20 protein-coding genes are annotated in these 26,358 nt (G+C 64.2%); 8 read left to right on the top strand and 12 right to left on the bottom strand.

Annotation, left to right across the window (positions count from 1 at the left end; genetic code table 11):
- Positions 1-381: 381 nt before the first annotated feature.
- From OKW44_RS15240 to OKW44_RS15230, 3 genes are all read right to left on the bottom strand, one after another.
- On the bottom strand, positions 382-1,272 hold the full coding sequence (locus tag OKW44_RS15240; protein ID WP_018423527.1) for a transglutaminase family protein: 891 nt from the start codon (positions 1,270-1,272) through the stop codon (positions 382-384).
- Complete coding sequence (locus tag OKW44_RS15235) at positions 1,269-3,860, bottom strand: circularly permuted type 2 ATP-grasp protein (protein WP_018423528.1); 2,592 nt, start codon at positions 3,858-3,860, stop codon at positions 1,269-1,271. Before OKW44_RS15235 ends, OKW44_RS15240 begins: the two co-directional genes overlap by 4 nt.
- 68 nt (positions 3,861-3,928) lie before the next feature.
- Positions 3,929-7,414: a transglutaminase family protein gene (locus OKW44_RS15230; RefSeq protein WP_018423529.1), complete on the bottom strand. Its 3,486-nt coding sequence runs from the start codon at positions 7,412-7,414 to the stop codon at positions 3,929-3,931.
- A 322-nt stretch (positions 7,415-7,736) separates the two neighbouring features.
- Here OKW44_RS15230 and OKW44_RS15225 point away from each other — a divergent pair, with 322 nt between their 5' ends.
- Positions 7,737-8,837, top strand: coding sequence for a zinc-binding metallopeptidase family protein (locus OKW44_RS15225; protein WP_018423530.1), 1,101 nt, complete (start codon positions 7,737-7,739; stop codon positions 8,835-8,837).
- Between the two features lie 105 nt (positions 8,838-8,942).
- Here the strand turns inward: OKW44_RS15225 and OKW44_RS15220 are convergent, their stop codons facing one another.
- From OKW44_RS15220 to OKW44_RS15210, 3 genes are all read right to left on the bottom strand, one after another.
- Positions 8,943-10,253 carry a DUF3443 domain-containing protein gene (locus OKW44_RS15220; protein WP_026226359.1) on the bottom strand — a complete coding sequence of 437 codons (1,311 nt, stop codon included), beginning with the start codon at positions 10,251-10,253 and terminating at the stop codon, positions 8,943-8,945.
- An 11-nt stretch (positions 10,254-10,264) separates the two neighbouring features.
- Complete coding sequence (locus OKW44_RS15215; RefSeq protein WP_026226360.1) at positions 10,265-10,714, bottom strand: DUF2844 domain-containing protein; 450 nt, start codon at positions 10,712-10,714, stop codon at positions 10,265-10,267.
- 517 nt (positions 10,715-11,231) lie between these two features.
- Complete coding sequence (locus tag OKW44_RS15210; RefSeq protein WP_018423533.1) at positions 11,232-11,657, bottom strand: phasin family protein; 426 nt, start codon at positions 11,655-11,657, stop codon at positions 11,232-11,234.
- A gap of 375 nt (positions 11,658-12,032) precedes the next feature.
- Between OKW44_RS15210 and OKW44_RS15205 the strand changes: the two genes are divergently transcribed.
- Both OKW44_RS15205 and OKW44_RS15200 read left to right on the top strand, forming a co-directional pair.
- Positions 12,033-12,485, top strand: coding sequence for a hypothetical protein (locus tag OKW44_RS15205; RefSeq protein ID WP_018423534.1), 453 nt, complete (start codon positions 12,033-12,035; stop codon positions 12,483-12,485).
- A gap of 647 nt (positions 12,486-13,132) precedes the next feature.
- Positions 13,133-13,924: a DUF4410 domain-containing protein gene (locus tag OKW44_RS15200; protein WP_026226361.1), complete on the top strand. Its 792-nt coding sequence runs from the start codon at positions 13,133-13,135 to the stop codon at positions 13,922-13,924.
- 106 nt (positions 13,925-14,030) lie between these two features.
- Here OKW44_RS15200 and OKW44_RS15195 read toward each other — a convergent pair whose 3' ends face one another.
- Positions 14,031-14,465 carry a response regulator gene (locus OKW44_RS15195; protein ID WP_051103862.1) on the bottom strand — a complete coding sequence of 145 codons (435 nt, stop codon included), beginning with the start codon at positions 14,463-14,465 and terminating at the stop codon, positions 14,031-14,033.
- Positions 14,466-14,779: 314 nt separating this feature from the next.
- Here OKW44_RS15195 and OKW44_RS15190 point away from each other — a divergent pair, with 314 nt between their 5' ends.
- A complete protein-coding gene (locus OKW44_RS15190) occupies positions 14,780-16,990 on the top strand; it encodes a TonB-dependent receptor (RefSeq protein WP_018423539.1) in 2,211 nt (736 codons plus the stop codon).
- A 284-nt stretch (positions 16,991-17,274) separates the two neighbouring features.
- On the opposite strand, the gene OKW44_RS15185 is transcribed toward OKW44_RS15190, so the two are convergent.
- Both OKW44_RS15185 and OKW44_RS15180 read right to left on the bottom strand, forming a co-directional pair.
- Positions 17,275-17,772: a universal stress protein gene (locus tag OKW44_RS15185; protein ID WP_018423540.1), complete on the bottom strand. Its 498-nt coding sequence runs from the start codon at positions 17,770-17,772 to the stop codon at positions 17,275-17,277.
- Positions 17,773-18,324: 552 nt separating this feature from the next.
- Positions 18,325-18,642, bottom strand: a complete 318-nt coding sequence (locus OKW44_RS15180) for a DUF1840 domain-containing protein (RefSeq protein WP_018423542.1) — start codon at positions 18,640-18,642, stop codon at positions 18,325-18,327.
- A gap of 302 nt (positions 18,643-18,944) precedes the next feature.
- On the opposite strand from OKW44_RS15180, the gene OKW44_RS15175 reads away from it, so the two are divergent.
- From OKW44_RS15175 to OKW44_RS15165, 3 genes are all read left to right on the top strand, one after another.
- On the top strand, positions 18,945-20,111 hold the full coding sequence (locus OKW44_RS15175) for an HPP family protein (protein WP_026226364.1): 1,167 nt from the start codon (positions 18,945-18,947) through the stop codon (positions 20,109-20,111).
- 117 nt (positions 20,112-20,228) lie between these two features.
- Complete coding sequence (locus OKW44_RS15170; RefSeq protein ID WP_018423544.1) at positions 20,229-20,645, top strand: MarR family winged helix-turn-helix transcriptional regulator; 417 nt, start codon at positions 20,229-20,231, stop codon at positions 20,643-20,645.
- Positions 20,646-20,647: 2 nt separating this feature from the next.
- Positions 20,648-22,447, top strand: coding sequence for a chloride channel protein (locus OKW44_RS15165; RefSeq protein ID WP_026226365.1), 1,800 nt, complete (start codon positions 20,648-20,650; stop codon positions 22,445-22,447).
- Between the two features lie 69 nt (positions 22,448-22,516).
- Here the strand turns inward: OKW44_RS15165 and OKW44_RS15160 are convergent, their stop codons facing one another.
- Both OKW44_RS15160 and OKW44_RS15155 read right to left on the bottom strand, forming a co-directional pair.
- Entirely contained in the window at positions 22,517-22,828 is a 312-nt protein-coding gene (locus OKW44_RS15160) for a hypothetical protein (protein ID WP_018423546.1), read from the bottom strand.
- Between the two features lie 215 nt (positions 22,829-23,043).
- Positions 23,044-23,946, bottom strand: a complete 903-nt coding sequence (locus OKW44_RS15155) for a glutamate/aspartate ABC transporter substrate-binding protein (protein WP_018423547.1) — start codon at positions 23,944-23,946, stop codon at positions 23,044-23,046.
- Positions 23,947-24,204: 258 nt separating this feature from the next.
- On the opposite strand from OKW44_RS15155, the gene OKW44_RS15150 reads away from it, so the two are divergent.
- On the top strand, positions 24,205-24,828 hold the full coding sequence (locus OKW44_RS15150; RefSeq protein WP_018423548.1) for a LysE family translocator: 624 nt from the start codon (positions 24,205-24,207) through the stop codon (positions 24,826-24,828).
- Between the two features lie 96 nt (positions 24,829-24,924).
- Here OKW44_RS15150 and OKW44_RS15145 read toward each other — a convergent pair whose 3' ends face one another.
- Complete coding sequence (locus tag OKW44_RS15145) at positions 24,925-26,358, bottom strand: UbiA family prenyltransferase (RefSeq protein WP_026226367.1); 1,434 nt, start codon at positions 26,356-26,358, stop codon at positions 24,925-24,927.

The raw sequence follows: 26,358 nt of genomic DNA, 5'->3' as shown, positions 1-26,358 counted from the left end.
CTGTCGTCCTGTTCAACAACTGCTATCGCGATATCGCGCAGCGAAACGCGGTGACAATGATGGGAATTCTGCAAGTCACGCGGTAAAGGCGCCGGAATTGTTCGCGCTTTCCCCGTGCCGAGAATTCCTGATCCAGATAGCCATTACGAAGCCCATGAGAGTACTTGCCACACCGATGCGCGAGCGCGGCAAAGACTGGCACAAATGCGATATCGAAGCCTGAATTGCGCGAGCAGGGCAACAATCGTAGATGATCGATCAGCGTTCCGGGCCACAGACAGTCAACGCGATTCGGCTTATTCGCGTTCTGTTCGACAATGAGTTGCGGGGCCAATAGTCGGCCGATCTCCGTCCAATACCGGCACCGAACCGCGCCCGCAATCACAACTCCAGCACCGTCACCCCGACTTCCATCCGATGCGCGCCGCCGCCAAGAATCGTCCCGCGAAGCAGTGACACGTCGCTGTAATCGCGCCCGATCGCGAGCGTCACATGATCGAGATCGGCGAGCACGTCATTGGTCGGATCGAGATCGATCCAGCCGCTGGCCGGACAATGCACCGATACCCAGGCGTGCGAAGCATCCGCGCCAATCAGGCGCGGGTGTCCCGGCGGCGGATCGTTGCGCAGATAGCCGCTGACGTAGCGGGCGGGCAAACCAAGCGAGCGCAGACAGCCGATCATCACCTGTGCGAAATCCTGACACACGCCGCTCTTCAGCTCAAACGCGCGTTCGGCCGGCGTATCGAACAGCGTCGCCGACGGCTTGTACGCGAAGTCCTCGTGAATCCGATGCATCAGATCGATCGCGCCCGCGACGAGCGGCCGGCCGGGCGCGAAGCTCGGCAACGCATACGCGCGCAGCGACGGCCGTAGCGCAATATTCGGCGAAGCGAAGCAGTACTCCGCCTCGGCACGGAACGCGCCGCCCACGCGAAACCGCAGCGCCTCGGCCACCTTCTCCCAGGGCGGGGTGGCCTCGGCGTCGAGGTTGGTCCAGCGCGGGGTCAGCGCGACCGTGGTTTCGCTGACGAGTTGCAGACGCTCGTGCGGTGTATCGAGCGCGAAGTACAGCACGTCGTTGCCGAATGCGTCGATACGGCTATGCCGATACGACGGCTGCGGCTCGATCCGCTCGCTCCGTGAGATCACACGCTGCCACGGACACGCGAGCGGCCGGATCGTCGCCAGATGCTGCGCGGTTTCGACATACGTCGAGTAATGATAGGTAGTGCGATGCGAAACGGACAGCACCGTCGGCGCGTGCTTCATACCCACACCTGCGAGGCAACCGTGGTCGCGTGACTGAAATAGCGCGCGCTGATCTCATGCGCAGCCGCATTGGCGAAGCTGCCGATCTGATCGCACAGCGCAATCAGCTTGCCATACGAGCCCTGTTCGTCGACCTCGCACAGCGATTCGAGCGACGGCAGCAATTCGACGGGCGGCAGCAGCTCCGCGAACGGCCGATGCCGCACGCTGCCCGCCGCGATGGCGATCTCGTCGAGCTTGTTGCGCAGGCGCTCGTACACGCCATAAATGCCGCGCGGATTATGCGGTTCGATCACGAGCAGATCGAGCAGCGCCGGCACTTCGAAACGCCCCGGATACAGCGAGCGATACGTGAGCGTGCTGTCGAACATTTGCAGCAGCAGGTCGAAGCCGGCCGGCGTCGCGAGCTGGCCGTTCGCGGCGACGTCGCGCATGAACGCGGCCATCGTCGCGACGCGTTCGATATGACGCCCGACGAACAGCAGCCGCCACGCCTCATCGCGCGTCATGCGGTCGCCCTGCGCGCCGCTGATCGCCGATAGCTGCACCGACAGATGCTCGAGCGCATTCGCCAGCATCACGCGGTCGTATCGATCGAACGCATTGCCGCTGCTCGTGGCACCCGCGCCGCCGTTGCCCGCGCCCACGGCGGGCGGCAGCGCCTGCAACGCGTCCTGAAAGTCGTTGCGCGCCGCGAGGATCATGCGCCAATGATCATTCGACAAGCGCCCGCGCACCTCGCCGTTCGCGCGCGCCTGGCAATTGAGGTTCTGGCTGATGCTGACACTGCCCGCGCTCTCGCCGAGATTCGCAACGAGCGCGCGCTCGAACGTCTGCGGCGACGGCGGCCCGTGCGGCGACGCGAGGTCGCCAGGCTGCACGAGGCCGCACCATGTCGCGAGTTCGACCAGCGTCGCGAACATCGAATCGGCGTCGTTGCCTTCGAGCGAGCCGAGAATCAGCCGCAGCAGACGCACGTTGTTTTCCGCCCGCTCGCCGTAGCGGCCCGCCCAGAACAGGTTCTCCGCAGCACGGCTCGATACCGTCCGATGCTTGCGCGTGAGTTCGGCGGGCTGCATCGGCGAAGGCAGCAGTGTGAAGGTCGAGCTTGGCTGGCTCGACAGCACCCAGGTATCGACGCTGCTGCCGCCGTGCTGCATCGATACCGTGGTCTGACGCTCCGCGGCCATGCGCGTAAAACCGCCCGGCATCACGTGCCAGCCGCCGTTGACGTCGGCGATCGCATAGACGCGCAGCACCGACGGCCTTCCGCCGATCGTGCCCTCCTCGAAGCGCGGCGTGCAGGAAAAGCGCTGCTCCTGCTGGATCGTGAACGCGTCGGGCAACGCGTCGATGCGCTCGCGCCATGCCGCGAGCGGCTGCCTGCCCCCTTCGATGCCGGGCGGCGCGTCGCGTCCCGTGAGCGGCCAGGTCGGTACGATGAACGCGTTGTCGAGACGCGCGAACGCATGCTCGCGCGCGGCCCGTTCGCCGCACCACCAGGTCGGCACGCCGGGCAACAGCAGCTCTTCGCCGAGCAACGCTTCGGCGATACGCGGCATGAAACCGTGCAACGCCGGCGACTCGGCGAACCCCGAGCCCGGCACGTTCGACACGATCACATTGCCCGCGCGCATCACCTGCAACAGCCCCGGCACGCCGATCGTCGAATCGGCTCGCAGTTCGATCGGGTCGCAGAATGCGTCGTCGAGACGGCGCAGCACGACGTGCACGCGTTCAAGGCCGGCCAGGGTCTTCAGATAGAGCCGGTCGCCGCGCACGGTCAGATCCTTGCCTTCGACCAGCGTGACGCCGAGATAGCGCGCCAGAAACACGTGCTCGAAATAGGTTTCGCTGTATGGTCCGGGCGTGAGCAGCGCGATATGCGGTGACGCGTCGGCGCTTTCCCCGTTGCGCATCGTCGCTTGCGCGGCCTGCACGAGCGTCGCGATCAGTTGTGAATAGAGCGGCGCGAGCCGGCTCACGCGCAGCGAGCGGAACGGCTCCGCGAGGAGCGTCGACACGATCAGGCGGTTTTCAAGCGCGTAGCCGAGACCGGACGGCGCCTCGGTGCGATGCGCGATCACGCTCCACTCGCCGCCCGGCGTGCGCGCGAGATCGAGCGCGACGACCTGCAGATACTGACCGCCCGGCGGCGTGAAGCCCTTCACCGAACGCAGATAGCCCGGATGGCCGAACACCAGCGCGGGCGGCAGTTGGCCATGTTCGAGCAGCGTCCGCGGTCCGTAGATGTCGGCAACGATCGCGTTGAGCAGATGCGCGCGCTGCGCGACGCCGCGCTCGAGGTGCGCCCACTCGGCCTCGCTGATCAGGAACGGCAGGAGGTCGAGCGCCCATGGCCGTGACTTGCCGTTGTCCGCGTAGACGTTGTAGCTGATGTCGTTGTCGCGGATCTGCCGTGCGATCGACGCGTGATGGTCCGCGAGCCGCGCCACGCCTTCTTCGTCGAGCAGCGCGAAGAACTGCCGCCACGGCTCGCGCAGCGCGCCCGACGCGTCGCGCAGCTCGTCCCAATGTCCGTCATGACCCGGCAGCAATCGCAACAGGGACGAAGCGTCCGCCGGCATGGCGGACGCTTCGAAGGGCAAAGTCGATTGAAAGGCCAAGGTCGTTTGCTGTCAGTGATGCGTGTTTTTCAACTGTGGCGCAGATCGAGCGTGAACGGAAACTCGCGGCTGCGCTGCGGTCTGCCCACGACGAGCGGCCCGGGCGTGTGACCCGACGCGAAGAAGCGCGCGCGTCGCCGGCTTTCCGCCTCGTAGGCGTTGACCGGGAAGGTCTGATAGGTGCGCCCGCCCGGATGAGCGACATGATACTGGCATCCGCCGAGCGAGCGGCCGCTCCATGTGTCGACGAGGTCGAACGTGAGCGGCGCGTGTACGCCGATCGTCGGATGCAGCGCCGAGGGCTGCGGCCACGCGCGAAAACGCACGCCGGCCACGTACTCGCTGACGCGGCCGGTCGGCTGCAAAGGCAGCGGCACGCCGTTGACGCTGAGCACGTGACGATTGCCGTTCAACCCGAGCGCGCGCACCTCGAGCCGTTCGACCGACGAATCGACATAGCGCACCGTGCCGCCGGTGGCGCCCTCCTCGCCCATCACGTGCCATGGTTCGAGCGCATTGCGGATCGTCAGGTCGATGCCGCTCAGCGTCATCTCGCCGACGAGCGGGAAGCGGAATTCGAAGTGCGGCGCGAACCACGCGCTATCGAAGGCGAAGCCGGCTTCGCCGAGCTCGGCGAGCACGTCGTCGAAATCCATCTTCACGAAGGTGCCGAGCAGGAAGCGATCGTGCAACTCGGTGCCCCAGCGGGTGAGCCGCTGCGTGTACGGCATGCGCCAGAATCGCGCGACCAGTGCGCGCAGCAGCAGTTGCTGCACGAGACTCATGCGCGCGTGCGGCGGCATCTCGAAGCCGCGCAGCTCCAGCAGGCCGAGGCGGCCGGTCGGGCCGTCGGGCGAATACAGCTTGTCGATGCAGAATTCGGCGCGGTGCGTGTTGCCGGTCACGTCGATCAGGATGTTGCGCAGCGCGCGGTCGATCATCCACGGCGGCAGGTTGCCGCTGTCGCGGCCGCCGAGCAGATCGACCTGGCGTTGCAGTTCGGAGAACGCGATCTCGAGTTCGTAGACCTGATCGTTGCGCGCTTCGTCGACACGCGGTGCCTGGCTCGTCGGTCCGATGAACAGCCCCGAGAACAGATACGACAGTGACGGATGGTTGTGCCAGTACGCGATCAGGCTCGCGAGCAGATCGGGCCGGCGCAGGAACGGGCTGTCGGCCGGCGTCGCGCCGCCGAGCACGAAGTGATTCCCGCCGCCGGTGCCAGTGTGGCGCCCGTCGAGCATGAACTTCTCGCTGCTCAGATAGCTGTGCGCGGCCGACTGATAAAGGAACTCGGTGTGATCGACGAGTTCGTCCCAGTTCGCGGCCGGATGAATGTTGACTTCGATCACGCCAGGGTCCGGTGTCAACTGCAGCACTTTCAGACGCGGGTCGCGCGGCGGCGGATAGCCTTCGAGCACGATCTGCATCTTCAGTTCGTCGGCCGTCGCTTCGACCGCGGCGAGCAGGTCGAGATAATCGTCGAGATCGGTCAGCGGCGGCATGAATACGTGCAGCAGCGTACGGCCGCTGCCGAACGAATCGGCTTCGGCTTCCGGGCCGGCCGCGCGTTTCGGGTCGCGCGCCTCGACGCACACCGCGGTGCGCAGCGTCTCCGGCGACGACTGACCGCGCTCCGGCAGTGACGCGTCGCCGCGCTGCGGCGCATACGCGAGCACGCCGCCGTGCGGCATGCCGCTCAGCAGATCGGCCGCCGATAACGACAGCGCAGCCGCCTGCCGTGCGCTGCTCTCTTCATCGGCGATCTGCGCGCCCTCGCGCCCGCCTGCGTACTGCACGCGCAACTGCGCGGCCGTGCGCAGCGGCTCGGACGGCGCGAACGGATCGTGCGCGTGCTGATACGGATAGTCGGTCTTCGACACCCACGGCAGCGATTCGAGCGGCAGCCGGTAGCCCATCGGCGAATCGCCGGGAATCAGATACATGCGGTCGTCGCGGAAGAACCAGTGGCCCGTGATCCATGTCGGCGTGATGCCCGGCGCGCCGCGCTCGCGGCCGAGCGGCAGCACGTAGCCTGACGGACTCGCGAGCCCCGCGTCGAACACGCGCCGCAGTCGCACGCGTTCGAGCTCGTCGTCCAGACGCGCGTCGAACGGATCGACGTTGACCGGCAGGCGACGCTCGCGCCACAGGTAGTACCAGGTGTCTTCGTAGCCGGGCTGGATGCAGTCCGCGTCGAGCGACAGCTTCGCAGCCAGATGCGCGATGAAACGTTGCGCGTCGCCGGCCGTGTAGCGGCCCGGCTCGCGTTCATCGGCGAACAGCGCCGGGTTGTGCCAGCACGGCTCGCCGTCGGCGCGCCAGTACAGCGACATCGCCCAGCGCGGCAGTTGCTCGCCCGGATACCACTTGCCCTGGCCGATATGCAGGAAGCCGTTCGCGCCGTAGCGTTCGCGCAGCCGGTCCATCAGCGCGACCGCATAGCCGCGCTTGGTGGGCCCCAGCGCGTCGGTGTTCCATTCGGCGGCGTCGCGATCGCGCACCGACACGAAGGTCGGCTCGCCGCCCATGGTCAGTCGCACGTCCATGTCGGCGAGTTCGTGGTCGACCTGCGCGCCCATGTTCAGCACGTCGTTCCACGCGGCTTCGCTATACGGTTTCGTGACGCGCGGTGACTCCAGCACGCGTTCGATCGACATCGTGTGCTCGAACTCGACCTCGGATTCGTCGACCGCGCCCGAGATCGGCGCCGCACTGCCCGGCTCCGGCGTGCACGCGACCGGAATATGCCCTTCGCCCGCGAGCAGCCCCGACGTCGGGTCGAGTCCGATCCAGCCCGCGCCGGGCAGATAGACCTCGCACCACGCATGCAGGTCGGTGAAGTCGACTTCGGTGCCGCTCGGACCGTCGATCGATCTGACGTCGGGCGCGAGCTGCAGCAGATAGCCGGACACGAAGCGCGCGGCGAAGCCGAGCTGCCGCAGCGTCTCGACGAGCAGCCAGCCCGAATCGCGGCACGAGCCCGATGCGTTGGTGAGCGTTTCCTCGGGCGTCTGCACGCCCGGCTCCATCCGGATCAGGTAGCGGATCCCGTGTTGCAGCCGCTGGTTCAGCGCGACGAGAAAGTTCGCGGTGCCGGCCGGCGTGCGGTCGATGCTCGCGACGAACTCGGCGAAGCGCGGCGTCATCGGCCGCTTCACGCAGTAGGGCGCGAGTTCGGCCGCCAGCTCCGGCGCGTAGTCGAATGGAAATTGCTCGGCCGACGGTTCGAGAAAGAAGTCGAACGGGTTGTAGACGGCCATTTCGGCGACCAGATCGACGCTCACCTTGAACTCACGCGTCCGCTCGGGAAACACGAGCCGCGCCTGATAGTTGGCGAACGCGTCCTGCTGCCAGTTGATGAAGTGACTCGCGGGTTCGACGCGCATCGAGTACGACAGGATCGGCGTACGACAATGCGGCGCGGGCCGCAGCCGCACGACCTGAGGTGACAGCGTGACCAGCCTGTCGTAGCGGTAATGAGTAACGTGATGCAACGCGACGCGTATGGACACTCCGGACTCCTCGACGAAGGGGCAGCCCGCCAAAAAAGCAAGCTCTATGCCGTTGCTGGACAAACCCGTATAAATCGTTTGGTGTTGTGTGAACTGCGTTTGCGTTGCGTACCTCGCGCCCTGCCGCGGGCTCGCGTCGGACCGTGCACCAAAGCGGCGCAGCGCCGATGCACGATCATGAGCGTACTGTGCGTTAAAGCGGTGACGTCTGGCAATCGCGGCATGAAGATTGCGACCGGCTTTCGTCCGCTGTCGCATTGACGATGCCGCCATCATGGCTCATCACCGCAAACGACATAGCACCGATCACAAGGCCCGCCCGATGAAAACCTTCCACTGCAATCGCTGCGCGCAACTCGTGTTCTACGAGAACGTCCGCTGCGAGCGCTGCGGGTCGCTGCTCGGCTATCTGCCTGAACTGCGGGAAATCAGCGCGTTCGAGGACGCCGGCGACGGCCGCTGGCGCAGCCTGCATCCCGAGGCGAATGGCGCGCTGTTTCGACAATGCCACAACTACGCGGTCGAAAACGTCTGCAACTGGATGATCCAGGCCGATTCACCCGACACGCTGTGCCACGCCTGCCAGTTGACCCGCACGATTCCGAACCTGAGCGAACCGGAAAACCGGCTCTACTGGTACCGGCTCGAAGTCGCGAAGCGGCGTCTGCTGTACACGCTGGGCGAGCTTGGCCTCGACGTGCGATCGCGCGACGCGGACCCCGGGCGCGGTCTCGCCTTCGAATTTCTCGCCGACGGCGGCGACGGCAAGCACGTGATGACCGGTCACGACAACGGGCTGATCACGCTGAACATCGCCGAGGCCGACGACGCGCATCGCGAGAACGTGCGCAGCGCGATGGGCGAGCCGTACCGCACGCTGCTCGGCCACTTCCGCCACGAAACGGGCCACTACTTTTTCAGCCGCCTGATCGAAAACGAGCCGCGCTGGCTCGAACCGTTTCGCATGCTATTCGGCGACGAGCAGGCCGACTACGGCGAAGCGCTGAACGCCTATTATCGCGACGGCGCGCCAGCCGACTGGCAGGCGTCGTACATCAGCGCCTACGCGACGATGCATCCGTGGGAAGACTGGGCGGAGACATGGGCGCACTATCTGCTGATCGTCGATGTGCTCGACACGTCGACGTCGTACGGACTCGCGCTGCTGCCCGACGATCCGAGCGAGCCGACGCTGACCGACCGCACGCCGGTCGAGGACGCGAGCTTCAGCAATCTGATGAAGCGCTGGTTTCCGCTGACGTATGCGCTGAACAGTCTGAATCGCAGTCTCGGCCTGCCCGACGGCTATCCGTTCACGCTCGCCGCGCCGGTGGTCGACAAGCTGCGCTTTGTGCATCGCGTGATCGCGGCAGCGGGTGACAAGCGCGACAAGCGGGGCATCCGCGAGCCAACAAGCGCATAAAAAAGCCCGCCGCCGGACCAGCCGGCAACGGGCGCTTATGACGCTCATCATCGAGCCGCGAGCTACCGGCTACACGCGCTCGGTTCGCCACTTCAGTACGCGACTTCAGTACGCCACATAAGGCCCCTTCCCACCCGGCGTCGACTGCTGCTCGATCGCCGCATAGACATTGCGACCGTAGAAGAACGGCAGCCCCCAGTCGAACACAGTCGACGTGACGAATGCCGGGCCCGCGAGCAGCGGCAATGCCGAGTCGCCGCTATAAGTCTGCGCGATCGACATCGCATTGCCGACGTTGAACGTCACCGCGCTCGTCGTGCCATTCACGCCTTCGATCATCGCGCTCAACTGCTGCGTCGAGCTCGGGCAGTAATAAGCGCTGTTCGGGCTCGCGCAGGCCGGCATCAAGGTGGTCTGGAAGAAGAGTCCCGTCGAGCCGCTGTCCATAATGCTGCGCGTATACGTAGCGCCGTTCTGCACCGTCGTGAACGTGCCGTTCGACGGGCTCACACCGATCACCTGCGCCCCGCCGAGCGCATTGTTGCTCTGCGTGCCGATGCCGAACACGAGTTGCCCCGACACCGATGGCGCGCCGCCCGACACGGTCGGCAGACTGAGCATCGAGCCGTTGTTGTCGGTCGCGAAGTACGGCACCGGATTGGCGACCTGGTACGTCTCCGCGAGCGGTATCGACGTGCAACCGGTGCCGCCGCAACCATAGTAGGTCGCGGGGATCGCCTGCTGCACGCAGTTCGCGCCGCAGTCGTGCTTGAACACGCCGATGCCGAGAATGCCGTTCGCCTGCAAGGCGGCCGGCGTATTGCGCCCCGCGCCGACGGCCGCGCAATCGCCCGGCAGCGACGCGTAGCCCGGATCGATCACCTGGATCGGCAGCGCAGCGGCTTTCTCGCCGGCGATCTGCACATCGGCGAGCTTCACCGCGCCCCACGTGTAGCCGTCGAAGAACTGCATGCATTCGGCAACCAGGTTGCCCGAGCCGTCCTTCTGCTGCGGCAGGCTCATCGACGCGGGCAATTGCGACGCGAACACGCGCACGCCCCAAGAGCCGGTATCGACGAGCACGTGATCGATCGTCTGGCAGTTGCTGGTGCCGGGCGCGCAGATCGTGATGCTGACGAACGGCATGTTCGGCACGTTGCTGACGCCCGGGTCGACCGTGACGCGCACCGCGTTGGCGGCCAGCACCTGCGGCGACGGCGACGTGTTGGTCACGGTCGAACCCGACGAGCTGGTCGAGCTGCCCGAACCGTTCGAGTTGCTTGAGGTGCTCGAATTGGCCGTGGTGCTCGCGCTGCCGCCTCCGCCGCCGCCGCCGCCGCACGCGCTCAACAGCAGCGCCAGAACCACGATGGGCGCCGCGCCCAGCAGAGTCATCCACGAAGACCTGGATCGCATGATTCGCTCCGTTATTGAATAACGCTGACGTCGACGCTCGCGGGCACCGCCTGCGGCAGATAGGCGTAGCCGGTGAACGCGCGCAGATGGCCGCTCGAGAACACCACGAGATCACTGTTCGAGACCGCGAGCGGCGCGCCGCGCCGCGCCGCGCTGGCCGCAACGTAGGCATCGAAGGAGGCGCCGAGCATCGCCTTCAGATCGGGCAGCGTCGGGCCATCCCACGCGACGCCGAACACGATGCCGTTGGCAGCCACGTATTCGCGCACCCGGGTGCCGGACGGCAGCGTCAGCGCGTGCACCGAATACGCGCCCTGTGCGCTGGCCGCGCGAGCAACCGCATGCAGGCGCGTCTGATCGCCGTCGATGGTGCTGGCGTTCTGGCCGAGCGTCGCGTACGCGCTGAACGGCAACGCGCAGCTTGCCCCTAGCATTGCGCAGGCAATGCGGGTAAGAAGCATCGGTTTCAAGAGATTCCTTCGAGGTGAAACGCCGCGACCTGCATGTAGCCGATCACAAACGCGAGACTAGGGGCGCACACCTGACCGGCTAAGCCGGTTGCCTTCACGCCGGTTGGGCTGCGTGAATGCGTCTACGGAAAGGCGAGGCGAAACTTTAGTCAGGGGAATGGCGCGCGGCAATCGTTTGCGGCGCGATTGAAACCGTTCGGAGTTCCTGAATCGTTCGACCAGGTTTGATCAGCGTGGGCAAAGCCTTTTGGCGTCAATGCTTTGACGCTTATTCGCTTTCCGTCTGACATTTAGAACTGATCGACTGGGGAAATTGCGGCCGTCACGCGTAAAAGTTGCGAACGTGAGTAGCGCTTGTTCATCGATGTAAGCGTCTGCCGAATAATGAGCGGGCGGAGTCCGCATTCCTCTGACTACGTGAGGCTTGCGACACAAATCCCGACGGGCAAAAAAACGGAGGGCCTGGCGGCCCTCCGCGTCATAGAACGTCCGGAACTCGCGGCGTGCGCTACGTCTTCTGTTGCTGAAGAAGCGACTTCAACTCCTGCACGTTCTCCTCCACGCGTTTCGCGATCACCCCATACGACTCCGCCTGCGTCTGATACGCGGCTTGTGCGAGTTGTTGCATGTCGGCGAGCGATTTGTGCAGGCTCTGCTGGATCAGCTCCGCGGTTTTGCTCGACGGCGCGGTGCCGGCCGCCGTGAGTTGCGCAGTCAGCGCCTGTAGCTCGCCCAGCGTGGTGCGCAGCATGTCGGCCTGTTTCTGCGCGAGCGACTGCATCCCCTGGAATGCTGTCTGATTCGCCTGAACTAGCGCTTCCATGTCCTTTCGGCGCGCTTCCATGATGGCGGGCACGTCGAAGCCGGGGAGCTTGAACTGCTCCAGCATTTTGGTCAGATCGCCAAATGGATTGGCTGCATCGGGTCGGTCCATGCGAAATCCTCCTTGCGGTTGAAGACTCATCGCCTCTGCGCCGCCCGCACCAGGCGCGACGCCGATGCCGGCGGCTGCGTGTGCCGCGCGCACCGCCACAGCAAGATGCTTTTGGGGTCGCACGGCACATCGGAGCAATCATGCGCTATCCGGCTGGGTTGCGCCAGCGGACTCACCCTGGCGAAAACCGGTTCGCGGCAACTTGCGTCGCTTCGAGGTCCGCGCTGCAGAGCCGCGCGCCGCTAAGCCGCGCGCCGCGAAAGGCTCGGAAAGTTACTGAATGGCTTTCGTAACCCGACGAATCAGCGGGTCGACTATCGTTGCGAGGAGCCGGTCCATCGTGGCGCCGGCGCTGTTTTCGATGGGAGCGACGTCATGAGAAAAGCATTCTTCAGCGCGGCCGTCGCCGCGGTTCTTGGCATCATAGCGACGGCCGCGCTCGCCGACGACGGCATGCCGCCGCCCCCGCCCACCGCCATGCACGACGGCGGCCCGCGCGGCGACGGACCGCCGGGGCATGGTCCGATGATGGGTCACCCGGGCCCAGCTTTCGCGGTGATCAATGATCTCGAACAACTGCGCCGTCTGTACGCGCTAAACGGTCATGAAGGCGAGATCGTCGCCGTCTACCACGACGTGCTGAACAAGACCCAGGACCCGATGCTGCGTCACTACGTGTACGACTCGCTCGCGCGCGAGCAGCTGAAGCCCGCCAATCCCGAGCAGGCGATCGCGACGTTACGCACGAGTCTCGCCGAAGATCTCGTGGCGGCGAACAAGGCGCCGCATGGCACGCCGCCGGGTCAGCCAGCGGCGCAACCGCAATAAATTTTCATCGCGAATTGCGAATAAAGCGCCGCGCCACGTGGCGCTTTTTCTTTGCGCCGGAGCATGCGAGCGCGATCGAGCGACCGCGCCATCGCCGCATCTCGCCGATAGGTGGAAGAGTTTCCCGGAGCCCCGCCCCGCTCGGCTTTCCGGGACTACGTTGCCTGTCCCACATTGGCGCTTCTCTGACGCTTTTCATCTCCTGTCAGGTGATTACGATAGGAGCTCCGCAACGTCAGGGCAGGGTGAAGGAATGCGCTATCCGCTGGACATGGCCATTGCCGCCGCCCTGCTAGTGTTCGTCCTGTGTTGCATCGTCAAGCTCGCTTTGAGCTGATCGGCGGCTCGACGTCCGCGCGCTCTTCTTCGTCTCGCTCCCCTGCCGTTTCGCGTCGCGCTTCGGCGCGCGCGCCCGCGCTTCGCGCCTTCGTTTCGCCGTGACATCGCTCGAAATAATTGTCGAATGGAGTTCGGCGAGGCGCTCACCCATACTTCGTTCGCTGCCGGTGCGTGACGAATCACAGACGCATGAGATCGAAAGGCTTCACGTGCGAATCCCTTCGCCGATGATCGACGATCCCACGGTTGCCCGATCATCGGCGATGGACTCGAACAGACTGGCACCGCGTGCCGACCACAGGATCATCATGTTGACTTCAGTGAACTTCATCAAAAAGAACGCCGCCCGTTTCACCTGCATGGCACTCGTGTGCGGCGGCGCGCTGCTGAGCGGCTGCGCCGGCGCCAGCGTCACGAATCTGAGCGCGACGAGCACGTCCGCGACGGCCGACGCAGGCACACAATCGACGATGCATCCGGACACCATCTACGTCTACACGTTCGATGCCGATCCGCAGCAGGTCAAGCTCGACAACGGCGGCATGCTGCAGAAACTGAAGATGCAGATGTCGGGCTCGTCGGACGCGCAGAAGCGGGTTGCCGATGCCGCCCAGGTGCGCGAGCAGGTCGCCGACGAGATCGTCCATCAGCTGCAGGCGATGGGTCTGCACGCGGTGCGCACCGACGCGCCGGTGCCCGCCGGCCAGAACGTGCTGCTCGTGCAAGGCAGCTTCGAGACGATCGACGCCGGCAGTCGCCGCCGCCGCACGCTGATCGGCTTGGGCGCGGGCAAGAGCGAGGTGAGCACCACGGTGCGGATCGTCTACCAGCCCGCGGGCGGCACGCCGCGTGTCGTGCAGAGCTTCACGGCCAACGCGGACAGCGGCAAGATGCCCGGCATGGTCGAAACCGCCGGGGTCGGCGCGGCGGCCGGCACCGTCGCGACCGCGGCAGCGGCCGGCGCGGGCCTGCACGGCGTGACCGAAACGAAGCGTGCGGGCGTGTCGGACGATGCAAAGCGCCTCGCCGATGCAGTCGCGAAACAGATCGGGCAGTTCGGCGTGCAAGCCGGCTGGATACAGACCGCGCGAAAGAGCTGAGCGGTTGAGCGCGGCGGGTTCCGCGTCCGACTAAAGAGCGCGGTTGAAAAGCGCGGCGGTGTGGAGCGATGTCCACGCCGCCGCGTTTTGGTCGACGCGCGCCCCGTCACCAGCCGCGCCACAACCCTCGCAGCAGTGCGAGCAGCGCGGCCGGCGCCGTGCCCTTCTGACAATAACCGTCGAAGTTGTGGCGTTCGCGGCCGGTTTGCCTCACGTGGTCCTCGTCTAGCGACGTAAACGCGACGATGCCGAGGCTGTGCGTCGCCAGATAGCGGCGCAGCGCGCTTGCCGTTTCGTAGCCGTCGCGCTCCGGCATCATGATGTCGAGCACGACGACGTCGGGTACCCAGTTGCGCACGCAGTGCAGCGCCGCCGAGCAGCCGGTCGCGGCGCGCGCCTCGACGCCCTCGTAGGAAAGCCAGGTGGCAAGCGCTTGGGCGGCGTTCTCGTTGTCGTCGATGACAAGCACGCGCGGCACGTCGTGCAATAGCTGGACCTCTCGGGCGCTCCACCTCTGGCAGGAACTCGGATTTCGTGGCATGTATTGCGGCCTGCGATTAAACCTCGAGGCGGATAGCAAGCACTGTACCGCGATTGCGGCGGCGTCAAAGCCGCGCGTCGCGGCGGGCTCGACGTCATCCAAATATCCACTTTTGCCATCAGTTCTGTAAATTGTTGCATTCCCACAATAGGAATGATTCCTATTTGCACTATAATTCCGCCGAACCTTTCGTTTCGCACTCGGACTGCTTACATAAATGGCATCGTCCGCGCGTGCAATCAGGGGAAAATGCCGCCCGGATTCAACTAGCACCCCGGGACGGAAGATCGACGACCACGCCTACTTTCCAATTCATGTCCGTTTCACGCTGGAATCGCCCGCAGGCCACGCCTGCTGAAGCCACTCTGCATCGCGCCACCATCCTCGCCGCCATCGCCGTCGCTTTCAGTGTCCCGGCCAGCGCGTTCGCTCAATCCACCGACTCCGCCCCCGCCGCCGACGGCACGCTGCCCGCCATCAAGGTTCAGGCGGCCGCCGCCGAAGAGTTGCCCGGCGACCTGTCGCCGACATACGCGGGCGGCCAGGTCGCGCGCGGCGCCGACTACGGCGTACTCGGCAAGCAGCGCAACATCGACATGCCGTTCAGCATGACGACCTACACGGCCAGGCTGATCAAGGATCAGCAGGCGCGCACGCTCGCGGACGTGGTCGAAAACGACCCGTCGGTGCGAACCGCGTACGGCTACGGCAACTTCTCGGAAGTGTTCGTGATTCGCGGCTTCCAGCTCAACGCCGACGACATCTCGATCAACGGTCTGTACGGCGTTACGCCGCGCCAGTTGGTCTCGACCGCGGCGGTCGAGCGGGTCGACGTGTTCAAGGGCGCCAACGCGTTCCTGAACGGTGCTTCGCCGACGGGCTCGGCGATCGGCGGCGGCGTGAACGTGCAGCTGAAGCGAGCGGAGGACACGCCCACCGCCAACGTGACACTCGCAACCAGCGGCTCCGGCGAGTTCGGCGCGCATGTGGACGTCGGCCGACGCTTCGGCAGCGAAGGCCAGTTCGGGATCCGCGTGAACCAGGCGAATCGCGACGGCGAGACGAGCATCGACGGCGAACACCGCCGCGACAACACCACGGCCGTCGCGCTCGACTGGCGCGGCGACAAGCTGCGTCTGTCCGGCGACTTCCTGTATCAGCGCGAGCACGTCAGCGACGGCCGCCCGGTCGTCTACTTCACCGACGCGATTCCTGCCGTGCCGCCGGCAACGTACAACTACGCGCAGAACTGGTCGTACACGAACCTCGAAGACACCGTCGGCATCCTGAAGGCCGAATACGACTTCCTGCCGGGCTGGACCGCTTATGCGACCGGCGGTCTGCGCCGCACGGTCGAGCAAGGTGAGTACTACTCGCCGACCTATTCGTCGACCGGCGTCACCGGTGCCCGTCTCGGCGTGCCGTACAACCAGAATTCGACCTCTGCCGAAGTCGGCGTGCGCGGCCGCTTCGACACTGGCCCGGTGTCGCACATGGTTGCGGCGGGCGGCGCCATCACGAGCGAGAACACCAACTCCGCGTGGACCTACGCCTTCATGGGCCCGGTCTCGCTCTACAACACGGTGCAGACGCCTTACCCGGCCACGACGATGTCAGGCGGCAACCTGGCCGATCCGGGCATGACGGCCACCACGGTGATCCGCAGCGTGTCCGCGTCCGATACGCTGGGCTTCCTGCATGACCGGGTGCTGTTCACGGTCGGCGCGCGTCGCCAGCAGATCGCGACGGCCAACTACGACAACACGGGCATCGGCAGCGGCAACTACAGCGACGGCATCACGACGCCGCTGCTCGGCCTCGTTCTGCGCCCGACGCAGAACGTGTCGATCTTCGCGAACCGCAGCGAAGCGCTGGCCGCGGGCAGCATCGCGCCGGCGGGCACGCTGAACCACGGTCAACAACTGGCGCCGGTCCGCACGAAGCAGTGGGAAGTGGGTGTCAAGTACGACACCGAAAGGCTCGGTGCGTCGTTTGCCGCTTTTCAGATCGAACAGCCGTCGGCATACACCGACCCCGCCACCCATATTTATGGCCTGAACGGTAACGAACGCCATCGCGGCCTTGAAGCAGAAGTGCACGGCGAGCCGCTCAAGGGCCTGCGTCTGCTGGCCGGCGCTTCGCTAATGAACGCGACGCTCGAGAACACACAAGGCGGAATCTACGACGGCAACCGTCCGGTGGGCGTGCCGACTTTCCTGTTCAACCTGGGCGCCGATTACGACATTCCGATGGTGCCGGGGCTCGCGGTCAACGCGCGCTGGATCCATACCGGCGCGCAGCAAGCGAACGCGGCCAACACGCTGTCGATCCCGTCGTGGAACCGCTTCGACCTGGGGGCGCGTTACGAGACCTCCATCTACGGCAAGAGGACGACGTTGCGTGCCACCGTGCAGAACGTGACGAACAAGGCGTACTGGTCAGCCGTGTCGGCCTACGGCGCGACGACGTACCTGACCCAGGGCGCACCGCGTACGTTCCTGTTGTCGGTCAGCACCGACTTCTGATTGTCTGACGTGACGTCGGTCGCCTGTGCCAGCGGCTTGCATGCATGACGAAAACGCTGCCAGGCTTTCGGGCTGGCAGCGTTTTAGCGTTTACTCGCCTTCGGGTTTTTTCTTCGGCCGCTGCGCATCGGCGGCGCGCTGCGGCAGCTTGCTCTTTTCGTTATCGCTGTGCTTGACGGGTTGGGGATGATTGAACTATTCGTCGACGTCTGTCATGGTGTGCCTCCGTGCCAACGCAACGCAACGCAACACAACACAACACAACTCAACCCACAACACGACGCTCATGAATGTTCGGCGGACCGCGCGGTCTCGCCCGTGCCTGCGACTGCGGCCGGCGCATCGGTTGCCGCGCCCATCGTCACCAGCACGCTGCACGTCACGCGATCGAGCAGCAGCCCGTCGTGCCGGCCACCCCACCATCGCGCGAGTCCATGACTGCGACGATGACCGACGACGACCAGATCGGCCTTCAGATCGTTAGCGAAAAACGGAATCTCATCGAGTGGTTCGCCGATCGCGAGATGACCGGTCGCGCGAATTCCGCGTGCGGCGAGCTTCTGTAAGCCCTCGTCGAGCAGCGTTTTGGCGGATTCGTTGATGAAATCGATCGGCACCGCGGACGTGATGTCCGCGCCCTGCATCCACGCCGTATTGTTGAGCACGGAAAGCAGATGCACTTCAGCGTTCAGGTCTTGCGCGAGAGCGGCACCGTCCTTCAACGCGTGTTGTCCTTCGCGAGTTCCGTCGTAGCAGAGAAGAATGCGCTTGAAGCTCGACATGAGAACCTCCTTGCGCCGCGCGGCACGTGATCAATTAATTATATGTCAGTTCGTGATACATACCGCGCGACACCGATGCACGCAAATACCTACAGAAACGCCGTCAAACAGACACTATTCGCGAGTTTCGGCGGCCACCGAATCCCTGCCCTGAAATAGCCGTTGCTCGGCGCGGCGGTCAGGAACACCGCGCTACGACTCAGGCCACAGAAAGAAAACATGAACAGCGTTTGCCGCGGGATCGACGGGCAAACCATAGCCATGCGACCGAGCGGTCCATGCCTCGTGCGGCGAACCGTTCGGCCATCTCACGAGCACCACCGCTCCGCTGGACAACTGGTCGACAATGGTGCCGCCATACACGCCGATCACACTGCTTCGCACCCCCGTGCCGCACGATGCGGTGCAAGAGCCGCGCACCGGCTGCGGGTATCGGCCGGTCTGCTGCGCGGGTGAGAACGCATAGGCAAGCGGAACGGCGCAAACCGAAATAACGAGGATTGCGAAAAGTCGACGCGACGCAAGTTGTTTCATCGCGATTCCCTCGACCAACTACAGCCCCCAGATGATGTCCGCGTCCGAGTCGCGCGCCGCACGCATCATGTCCAGAAACGGCCACGCGCGCTGCGACAGCCGGTTGCGCGACTCGCGCTGATTACTGGTTGAGCAGTGCAATGCTTCGAGGGTCGTTTCCGCGGCCGCGTCTTCGGTGATGGCGGTTTCGAGCCGATCGATCGCGCGGGGCAGTTCGTCGTGGCTGATAACGCCCCGCGCGCCGAGCCGCTTGCCGATCAGACCAAGCAGATATTGTGCGAGATCCCTGAGCATGACGACATCCGGCGACGCCGTCGATTGAAACGTGATCATCATGATGGCTCCTTTATCGGTCTATCAGGCAACGGGCCAACGGGTGCTTCCAATCCGTCTGCTTTCATTTTATATCACGATGTGACAAACAAGGAACGCACCGAGGGGTGATCGAGGGCCATGCTGAAGCACGTCGGCCGTGTTCTCGACTGTCTGCGATATGCGACGGATTCCGCGCGCCGCGCAAGGGGCGGAGAACTTTTTATATCATATTGAAATATAATCATGACCAGACTGTATTCGCGTTGCCAGGGTTTCCCCGGTAATGTCGGGCCCGGCATCATCGACTACTTTCTGCTCCTATCTTGTCCCGCTCTCCTGCTCTCGGCTGGCTTGCCAGCTTTCTCCCCGCACCGGTCACCGTGAAATGGCACGAGCGTGCGCGTTCGTGCCTCGGCGCGCTGCTCGGCATCGCGTTCACCGGCGGTCTGATGTATCTGCTGCTCGGCCCCGTCGCGAATATTCCGCTGCTCGTCGCGCCGATGGGCGCTTCCGCCGTGTTGCTGTTCGCGGTGCCCGCGAGCCCGCTCGCGCAGCCATGGTCGATCATCGGCGGCAACCTCGTGTCCGCGACGGTCGGCGTAACCTGCGCGATGCTGATCGGCGATCCGACGCTGGCGGCCGCCCTCGCGGTGGCGCTGTCGATCTCCGGCATGTTCGCGCTGCGCTGCGTGCACCCGCCGTCGGGCGCGGTCGCGTTGACCGCGGTGCTGGGCGGCCCGGTCATTCATGCGCTCGGCTACCGCTTCGTGCTCGAACCGATCGCGATCCAGTCGGCCGCGCTGCTGTTCGCGGCGCTCGTCTATCACGCGGCAACCGGCCACCGTTATCCGCATGCGGGACGCCAGGACCGTGCGACGCCGAGCCAGGCCGCCGACGAAGCCGCGCGCGTCGGCTTCACGCGCGAAGACGTCAAAGCCGTGCTCGGGCGCCGTGACGAACTGCTCGACATCGACACCGACGACCTCTATTCGCTGCTGCGCGAAACTCAGCTTCAGGCGTTCTCGCGCAGCTTCGACGAACTGCGCTGCGAAGACGTGATGTCGCGCCACCTCGTGTCGGTGTCGCCGGGCACGCGCGCCGCCGCCGCATGGCAGTTGTTCAAGCGCCACAACATGAAGGCGCTGCCGGTCGTCGACGCGGCGCAGAAACTGCTAGGCATCGTCACGCGCGCCGATTTCGTCGACAGAAGGAGCTTCGGCGCGCTCGGTCCGATCCTCAACTACTTCGACGGCTGGCTGCGCGGCGATGCGCTTCGCACGTCGAACGTCGGCAGCGTGATGACCACCGACGTCTGCACCGTCGCCGTCACCGATCCGATCACGGAACTCGTGCCGATGTTCGCGAACTTCGGCCATCACCACATCCCTGTGCTCGACCGCGCGGGCCGCGTGGTCGGCATGATCACGCAGGTGGACCTGATCTCCGGCCTGTATCGGCAAACCGCCACCCGAGCCCGCGAGGCGGCCTGATTTTCAACTAAAAGACCGAAGAGACCTGCCGCACGATGCCGTTGCGACGGCCGCAATTCGCTTACATACCTCATGACGTGATATATTTTCGGTTTTCTTCGCATCGACGGATTTTCCATGAAAGTACGGACTCGCAAACTCGTTAAGAGCGATTTCGAGCAGTTGTCGCAGTTTCGCTATCAGATGCGGCGCTTCGAGCGCTTCTCGGAGCAGGCCGCGCAAAGCGAGGGCATTACGCCGTTGCAATACCTGTTGTTGCTGCACATCAAGGGCTATCCGGAGCGCGACTGGGCGACCGTCGGCGAACTCGCGGAGCGTCTGCAGGCGCAACATCACGGCGTCGTCGCGCTGGTATCGCGCTGCGAGGCACTGAATCTGGTGCGCCGCCAGGTCAGCGAGATCGATCGCCGCCAGGTTGAAGTACACATCGAAAGAGCGGGAGAACGGGTACTCGAACGGCTTGCGGAACTGCATCGCGCCGAATTGAGATCGCTCGAAGGCTCCTTCCAGGTTCCACGAATCGACCTCGACTAACCATGAGCATGGATTCCCACAAACGCGACTTCGCGGCGAATGCACGGCTGCCCGGCATCTTCGCGCTCGCCGCAGGCATCGGTTTCGTCAGCACGGTTGCCGCCTTTGTTCTGCTGAACCTGATTCGCCTGTTCACCAATCTGTTTTTCTTCGGCACGCTGTCGTTCGTCGACCGCTCGCCCGCCACCAATACGCTTGGCATTTGGGTGATCGGCGTGCCGGTGATCGGTGGTTTGATCGTCGGGCTGATGGCGCGCTTCGGCTCCGCAAAGATTCGCGGCCACGGCATTCCCGAGGCGATCGAGGCGATCCTGTTCGGCAAGAGCAAGATGTCGCCGAAAGTGGCGGTGCTCAAGCCGTTGTCGTCGGGCATCGTGATCGGCAGCGGCGGGCCGTTCGGCGCGGAAGGCCCGATTATCATGACCGGCGGCGCGCTCGGCTCGCTGATCGCGCAGTGCGTGAAGGTCACGTCGGCGGAACGCAAGACGCTGCTCGTGGCGGGCGCGGCGGCCGGCATGACCGCGGTGTTCGGCACGCCGCTCGCGGCCGTGCTGCTCGCGGTCGAACTGCTGCTGTTCGAATGGCGGCCGCGCAGCTTCCTGCCAGTCGCGGTGGCGTGCGCGGTCGCTGGCTTCGCCCGCGTGATTTTCTTCGGTACAGGTCCGCTGTTTCCGCTACAGACTGCCGCGCCCGATGGCTGGTCGCTGCTGTCGTGCGCGGTCGCCGGCGTGTTGTCGGGCGCGCTGGCGTCCGGCCTGTCCGCCGCGCTCTACAAGGTGGAAGACCTGTTCGGCAAGCTGCCGATCCACTGGATGTGGTGGCCAGCGCTCGGCGGCATCGTCGTCGGCATCGGCGGCTGGCTCGAACCGCGTGCGCTCGGCGTCGGTTACGACGTGATCGGCGATCTGCTGCATCAGCACATTGCGGTGGAGGTCGCCCTTGTGCTGCTCGCCGTGAAGGCGGTGATGTGGGTCATCGCGCTCGGCTCGGGCACGTCGGGCGGTGTGCTCGCTCCGCTCCTGATGCTCGGTGCCGGACTCGGCACGGTGCTCGCGCATTGGCTCCCGGGCAGCGAACCGGCGCTGTGGCCGCTCGTCTGCATGGCCGCGACGCTTGGTGCCACGCTCGGCGCGCCGCTGACGGCCATCGTGTTCGCGTTCGGCCTCACGCACGACGCCAACGCGCTGTTGCCCCTACTGACGGCAACGCTGATCGCGCACGGCTTCTGCACGATCGTGATGCGGCGCTCGATCATGACCGAGAAAATCGCGCGACGCGGCTATCACATCTATCGCGAGTACGGCGTCGATCCGCTCGAGCGCCACTATGTCGACGAAGTGATGACCGCCTCGGTCGAATCGGTCGATGCCGCCACGACGGTCGGCGCAACGCTGCAGACGCTGTTCGGCGCGAACCAGCTGCGCCGCGCGTATCCGGTGGTGCGCGACGGCGCGGTCATCGGCGTGGCCGACCGCATGTTGCTCGAACGCTTCTGCGCCGAGGACCCGGAACGCAACCGCGCGATGACGCTCGCCGACGTGTTCGCGCAACACAACACCGCGTTTGCTTTGTCATCCGAAACCTGCCGGCTCGTGGCGACGCGGCTCGCCGTGCTGGGGCTCGAACGCCTGCCGGTGGTCGCCGATCGCAACAGCATGCGTCTGGTGGGCATCGTGTCGCGCAGCGATCTGGTCAAGCCGTCGCTCGCGCACTTCGAAGAAGAGCACAAACGGGAACGGTTCCGTCGTATCGGGCCGTCGTTCAGCAAGCGGCGCTTCGCGCCGGTTCGTAAAGCCCGCTAAAAAGACCGCAGCAAAAAATCAAAGGCCGAGCCCCCGTTAGGGCCTCGGCCTTTTTGTTCGCGCATGGAGCTATTTGCCCGCGCCACGTGACTCGACGCAACCCAGCACGAGCGTGTCGCCCGATTTCGCGCCGGGACCCAGCGCCGCAGTGTGGAAGTCCGCGTGGTCGCAATGCCATTCGGCGCGGAAGTCGCGTGGGCATGCCATCGTCGTGCCACCTTTGTGCAGGCCGGGCAGCGCGTAATCGCAAGTTTCCCGTCCGTTGCAATGACGCTCGAGCTCACGAGTCAGGTTGCCGCGCGGCGCGCCGCAATTCTCGCCATAGGTGCCCGATACGATCGTAATCGCGCGCATTTGTGCGTCGGCGTTTGCGGACACCATGAATACGCCGCTTGCCAACGCCAGCGCAGCACGAAGAATTCCACTGGGGAAAATCCGTCCGCGCCGCGAAGATTCCATCGGCCTCTTCACTTTGCACCTCCGTTCCCGCTATAGGCGACGTTCAACCGAAACGCGCCGCCTATAGCCAGGTATAGAGGAAAGAGCAAAAGACTGCCACTAGAAACCATTCCTACGCGCAATAGCGGCCAAAGCCGTTATTCGAGCGCCTTGTCGTTCGGCGTCGCGTAAAGCTGTTTCAGCGAATCGCTCATCGGAAAGTCGAAACTGATGTTCTTCGGCGGCACCGGCTTGATGAACCATCGGTCGTACATCGTGTGGATTTCCGGTCCTTTCATCACCTGTTCGAGCGTGTCGTCGACGAGCTTTCTGAACTCCGGATCGTCGCGGCGCAACATGAAGCCATACGCTTCCGACGATTGCGGCGTGCCGGTGATGATCCAGTCCGACGGCTTCGCGGTCAGCGTGCGCGTGCCGGCAAGCAACACGTCATCCATCATGTACGCGACGGCGCGGCCGCTTTCGAGCGTGAGGCGCCCTTCGCCGTAATCCTTCGCGCTGATGATCTGCATGTTCACCTTCTTGTCCTCGTTCATCTTGCGCAGGATGCGCTCGGACGTCGTGCCCTGATTCGTCACGACGGTCTTGCCGGCGAGATCCGGAAAGTCCTTGATGCCCGAGTCCTTGCGCGTCAGAAGACGCGTCGTCGCGACGAAGAACGTGTCGGCGAACGTCACCTGGCTTTGGCGCGCGACGAGATTGGTCGTCACGCCGCATTCGAGATCGACCGTGCCGTTCTGCACGAGCGGAATGCGATTCTGCGAGGTGACCGGGATGAAGCGCACCTTGAGGTCCGGACGCTTCGTTTTCGTCTTGACCACATCGATGACCTTGTTGCACAGGTCCTGCGAAAAGCCGACCACCTCGTTGTTCGCGTCGACGTACGAGAACGGCACCGACGTCTCGCGATGGCCGATCGCTATCACGCCGCTTCGCTGGATCTTCGCGAGCGTGGACGTCGCGTCCTGCGCGAACGCGCCCGGACTCGCCAACGTTGCCGCCACGAGCATGGCAACAGTGGACCAATTCATCACTTTCATGGGTATCTCCAATCGTGCGGCAGGTTCCTGATGGATGGCGGGCTGCTGCGCCAGCCGCCTACATATGTTGCCATTAAAAAAATAAATGCAACATATGTTAACTACCGAGTGTTGAAACGCCGCGTGGCGACGCTTTCCGGCCAATCAAGTCATCATCGATCCGTACCGGACATCATTTTCAAAACCGTACAGGTACTGTACCGGCCCCTGTCGCTAGAATGAGCCTCACCGTTTTTTGTTGGCGACACCGGAGCCCCCATGTCTTTCGTCACTCTCAGCGCGCTGCCCGCCGGCGTCCTGTTCGCGCTCGTCACCTCGATCACGCCCGGTCCGAACAACACTATGCTGCTCGCGTCGGGCGTCAATTTCGGCTTTCGCCGCACGCTGCCCCATTTGTCCGGCATCAGCGTCGGCGTGGTGCTGTTGATGTTGTCGGTCGGCATCGGCCTCGGCGAGGCGTTCGTGCATTTCCCCGTGCTGTACACGGTGCTCGAAGTCGTCAGCGTCGCTTATCTGCTGTATCTGGCGTGGAAAATCGGCACGTCGGGCGAACTGAAGCTCAGGAACGGCGAGCGTCGCCCGATGCGCTTTCACGAGGCGATCGCGTTTCAGTGGGTCAATCCGAAGGCGTGGATGATGGTGCTGACCGCCGCGACGACGATTCACCTGAGCAACAGCTTCGGCATGAACGCCGTCGCGATGGCTGCGGTGTTCTATGTGATCGGCTTTCCGTGCATCTGCGTGTGGGCCGGGTTCGGCACCGCGATGCGCGAGGTGCTGTCGAACCCGAAGCGGCTGCGCGTCTTCAACATCGCGATGGCGCTGCTGCTCGTGGCGTCGCTGTATCCGATCGCGCTGGAGCTGATCAGGCACGGCGGCTGAGCTTTCGACGCGCGCCGCCGCGTCTTGTACGCATGCAATGTTGGGGTTCGGAATCGCGTCGCTTTGCGATGCAACCTATAAAGAGCTAGCGTTTGATCAAATCGCAAAAAGGACTGCGGCTACGCAAAGCATCATGATGACCAGGCTAGAACGGTTCCTGAACGCATACACGATCGGGTCGTCATGCATCTGCCCTCGGAAAGCTACCATCCAGACGCGGCTGATCCAGTACAGCACGAGAACAAAGAAGATCCAAAGCCTGTGGGGATGACGATACAACCCCGTGACGGCGGCAGAATTCATGTAAAGCGCAAGAACGAGCACCGCCACATAGCCCGCTGCGGGTCCAAACGAGCGCACGATGCTCATGTCCGCCGTGAGATAACCTCGGCCAGGCGTCGAGTCCGTGCCCTCTCGCTGCATTTTGTCGAGTTCGGTATAGCGCTTCACCAACGCCAGACTGAGGAATATCATCACCGAGAACATGATTAGCCAGTCTGACGGCACGACATCGACCGCCGCGCCCCCAGCCACGATGCGGGTGGTATAGAGCGCAGCCAGCGTGAAGACATCTACCAGCATCACCCGCTTCAGGTGGAAGGAATAAGCGAGTGTCAGCACGACGTAACACGCTAGCACGAGCTGAAACGATGGCAGCAGGAAAACCGCGAGGCTCGCCGACGCCAGCAACAGGACGAATAACATGCCAATTCCGCTAACAAGCGGCAACTCGCCTGAGGCAAACGGACGTTTGCACTTGCGACTATGGCGCCTGTCCGCGTCGAGATCGAGCATGTCATTCAATATATATACCGAAGACGCACAGAAGCAGAACGAAAGAAATGCGATCCCGCCAACCTTCAGTGCGTCGAAGTTCGTGAAGCGATGCGACGCAAGAAGCGGCACGAAGATCAACAGGTTTTTCACCCACTGATAGACGCGCATTTCCCGTACGGCCAGCCTGAAGAGAGACCGTTTGTTATCGAAGATGACCGTGGTTTGATTCACCTTCCGCGCGGCCGCCTGGATGCTCTTTCCTCCAACGACAATCGCCGTGCGCGCCTGCTTCCACACCGGCAGATCGGCTCGCGCGTTTCCGCAATAGTCGAATCCTTGTACGCCAAACTCCGCCGTCAAAGCCGACGCCTTGTTCGTGCCTGACAGACTGATCGACTCGTTGCTCGCCATCACCCCCTTAAAGAATCCGAGGTGAGATGCGATCTGTTCGGCAAACCGTTGATTGCCTGCAGTGCAGAGATAAAGCTCGCGGCCGGCCGCGCTCTCTTTCTTCAGGAAGTCGATCAGGCGTCCGTTGTACGGCAGCAGTGACACGTCGATTGCGGCCCGCGCGGCTATCTGCGCTTTGAGATATCCCTTTCCACGCAGCAACCATTCCAAACAATAGAGCAGATAGAGCGGATTTCGCTTCACGAGAGCGAGGAACGACTCGATCAGAAGATCGCTGTGCGTCAGTGTCCCGTCCAGATCAACGCAAAGTGGAATGGCAGCCATGGTGACCTCGATGGACAT

Source organism: Paraburkholderia lebeckiae (genome assembly GCF_050436325.1).
In the GTDB taxonomy this organism is placed as follows: domain Bacteria; phylum Pseudomonadota; class Gammaproteobacteria; order Burkholderiales; family Burkholderiaceae; genus Paraburkholderia; species Paraburkholderia tuberum.
This window is presented reverse-complemented; position numbering and strand designations above follow the sequence as displayed.

What these genes read in the sequence shown, in the direction of transcription:
- OKW44_RS15240 (WP_018423527.1), bottom strand. Translation starts at nt 1,272, where the DNA reads ATGAAGCACGCGCCGACGGTGCTGTCCGTTTCGCATCGCACTACCTAT.
- OKW44_RS15235 (WP_018423528.1), bottom strand. Translation starts at nt 3,860, where the DNA reads ATGCCGGCGGACGCTTCGTCCCTGTTGCGATTGCTGCCGGGTCATGAC.
- OKW44_RS15225 (WP_018423530.1), top strand. Translation starts at nt 7,737, where the DNA reads ATGAAAACCTTCCACTGCAATCGCTGCGCGCAACTCGTGTTCTACGAG.
- OKW44_RS15220 (WP_026226359.1), bottom strand. Translation starts at nt 10,253, where the DNA reads ATGCGATCCAGGTCTTCGTGGATGACTCTGCTGGGCGCGGCGCCCATC.
- OKW44_RS15215 (WP_026226360.1), bottom strand. Translation starts at nt 10,714, where the DNA reads ATGCTTCTTACCCGCATTGCCTGCGCAATGCTAGGGGCAAGCTGCGCG.
- OKW44_RS15210 (WP_018423533.1), bottom strand. Translation starts at nt 11,657, where the DNA reads ATGGACCGACCCGATGCAGCCAATCCATTTGGCGATCTGACCAAAATG.
- OKW44_RS15205 (WP_018423534.1), top strand. Translation starts at nt 12,033, where the DNA reads ATGAGAAAAGCATTCTTCAGCGCGGCCGTCGCCGCGGTTCTTGGCATC.
- OKW44_RS15200 (WP_026226361.1), top strand. Translation starts at nt 13,133, where the DNA reads ATGTTGACTTCAGTGAACTTCATCAAAAAGAACGCCGCCCGTTTCACC.
- OKW44_RS15195 (WP_051103862.1), bottom strand. Translation starts at nt 14,465, where the DNA reads ATGCCACGAAATCCGAGTTCCTGCCAGAGGTGGAGCGCCCGAGAGGTC.
- OKW44_RS15190 (WP_018423539.1), top strand. Translation starts at nt 14,780, where the DNA reads ATGTCCGTTTCACGCTGGAATCGCCCGCAGGCCACGCCTGCTGAAGCC.
- OKW44_RS15185 (WP_018423540.1), bottom strand. Translation starts at nt 17,772, where the DNA reads ATGTCGAGCTTCAAGCGCATTCTTCTCTGCTACGACGGAACTCGCGAA.
- OKW44_RS15180 (WP_018423542.1), bottom strand. Translation starts at nt 18,642, where the DNA reads ATGATGATCACGTTTCAATCGACGGCGTCGCCGGATGTCGTCATGCTC.
- OKW44_RS15170 (WP_018423544.1), top strand. Translation starts at nt 20,229, where the DNA reads ATGAAAGTACGGACTCGCAAACTCGTTAAGAGCGATTTCGAGCAGTTG.
- OKW44_RS15165 (WP_026226365.1), top strand. Translation starts at nt 20,648, where the DNA reads ATGAGCATGGATTCCCACAAACGCGACTTCGCGGCGAATGCACGGCTG.
- OKW44_RS15160 (WP_018423546.1), bottom strand. Translation starts at nt 22,828, where the DNA reads ATGGTGTCCGCAAACGCCGACGCACAAATGCGCGCGATTACGATCGTA.
- OKW44_RS15155 (WP_018423547.1), bottom strand. Translation starts at nt 23,946, where the DNA reads ATGAAAGTGATGAATTGGTCCACTGTTGCCATGCTCGTGGCGGCAACG.
- OKW44_RS15150 (WP_018423548.1), top strand. Translation starts at nt 24,205, where the DNA reads ATGTCTTTCGTCACTCTCAGCGCGCTGCCCGCCGGCGTCCTGTTCGCG.
- OKW44_RS15145 (WP_026226367.1), bottom strand. Translation starts at nt 26,358, where the DNA reads ATGTCCATCGAGGTCACCATGGCTGCCATTCCACTTTGCGTTGATCTG.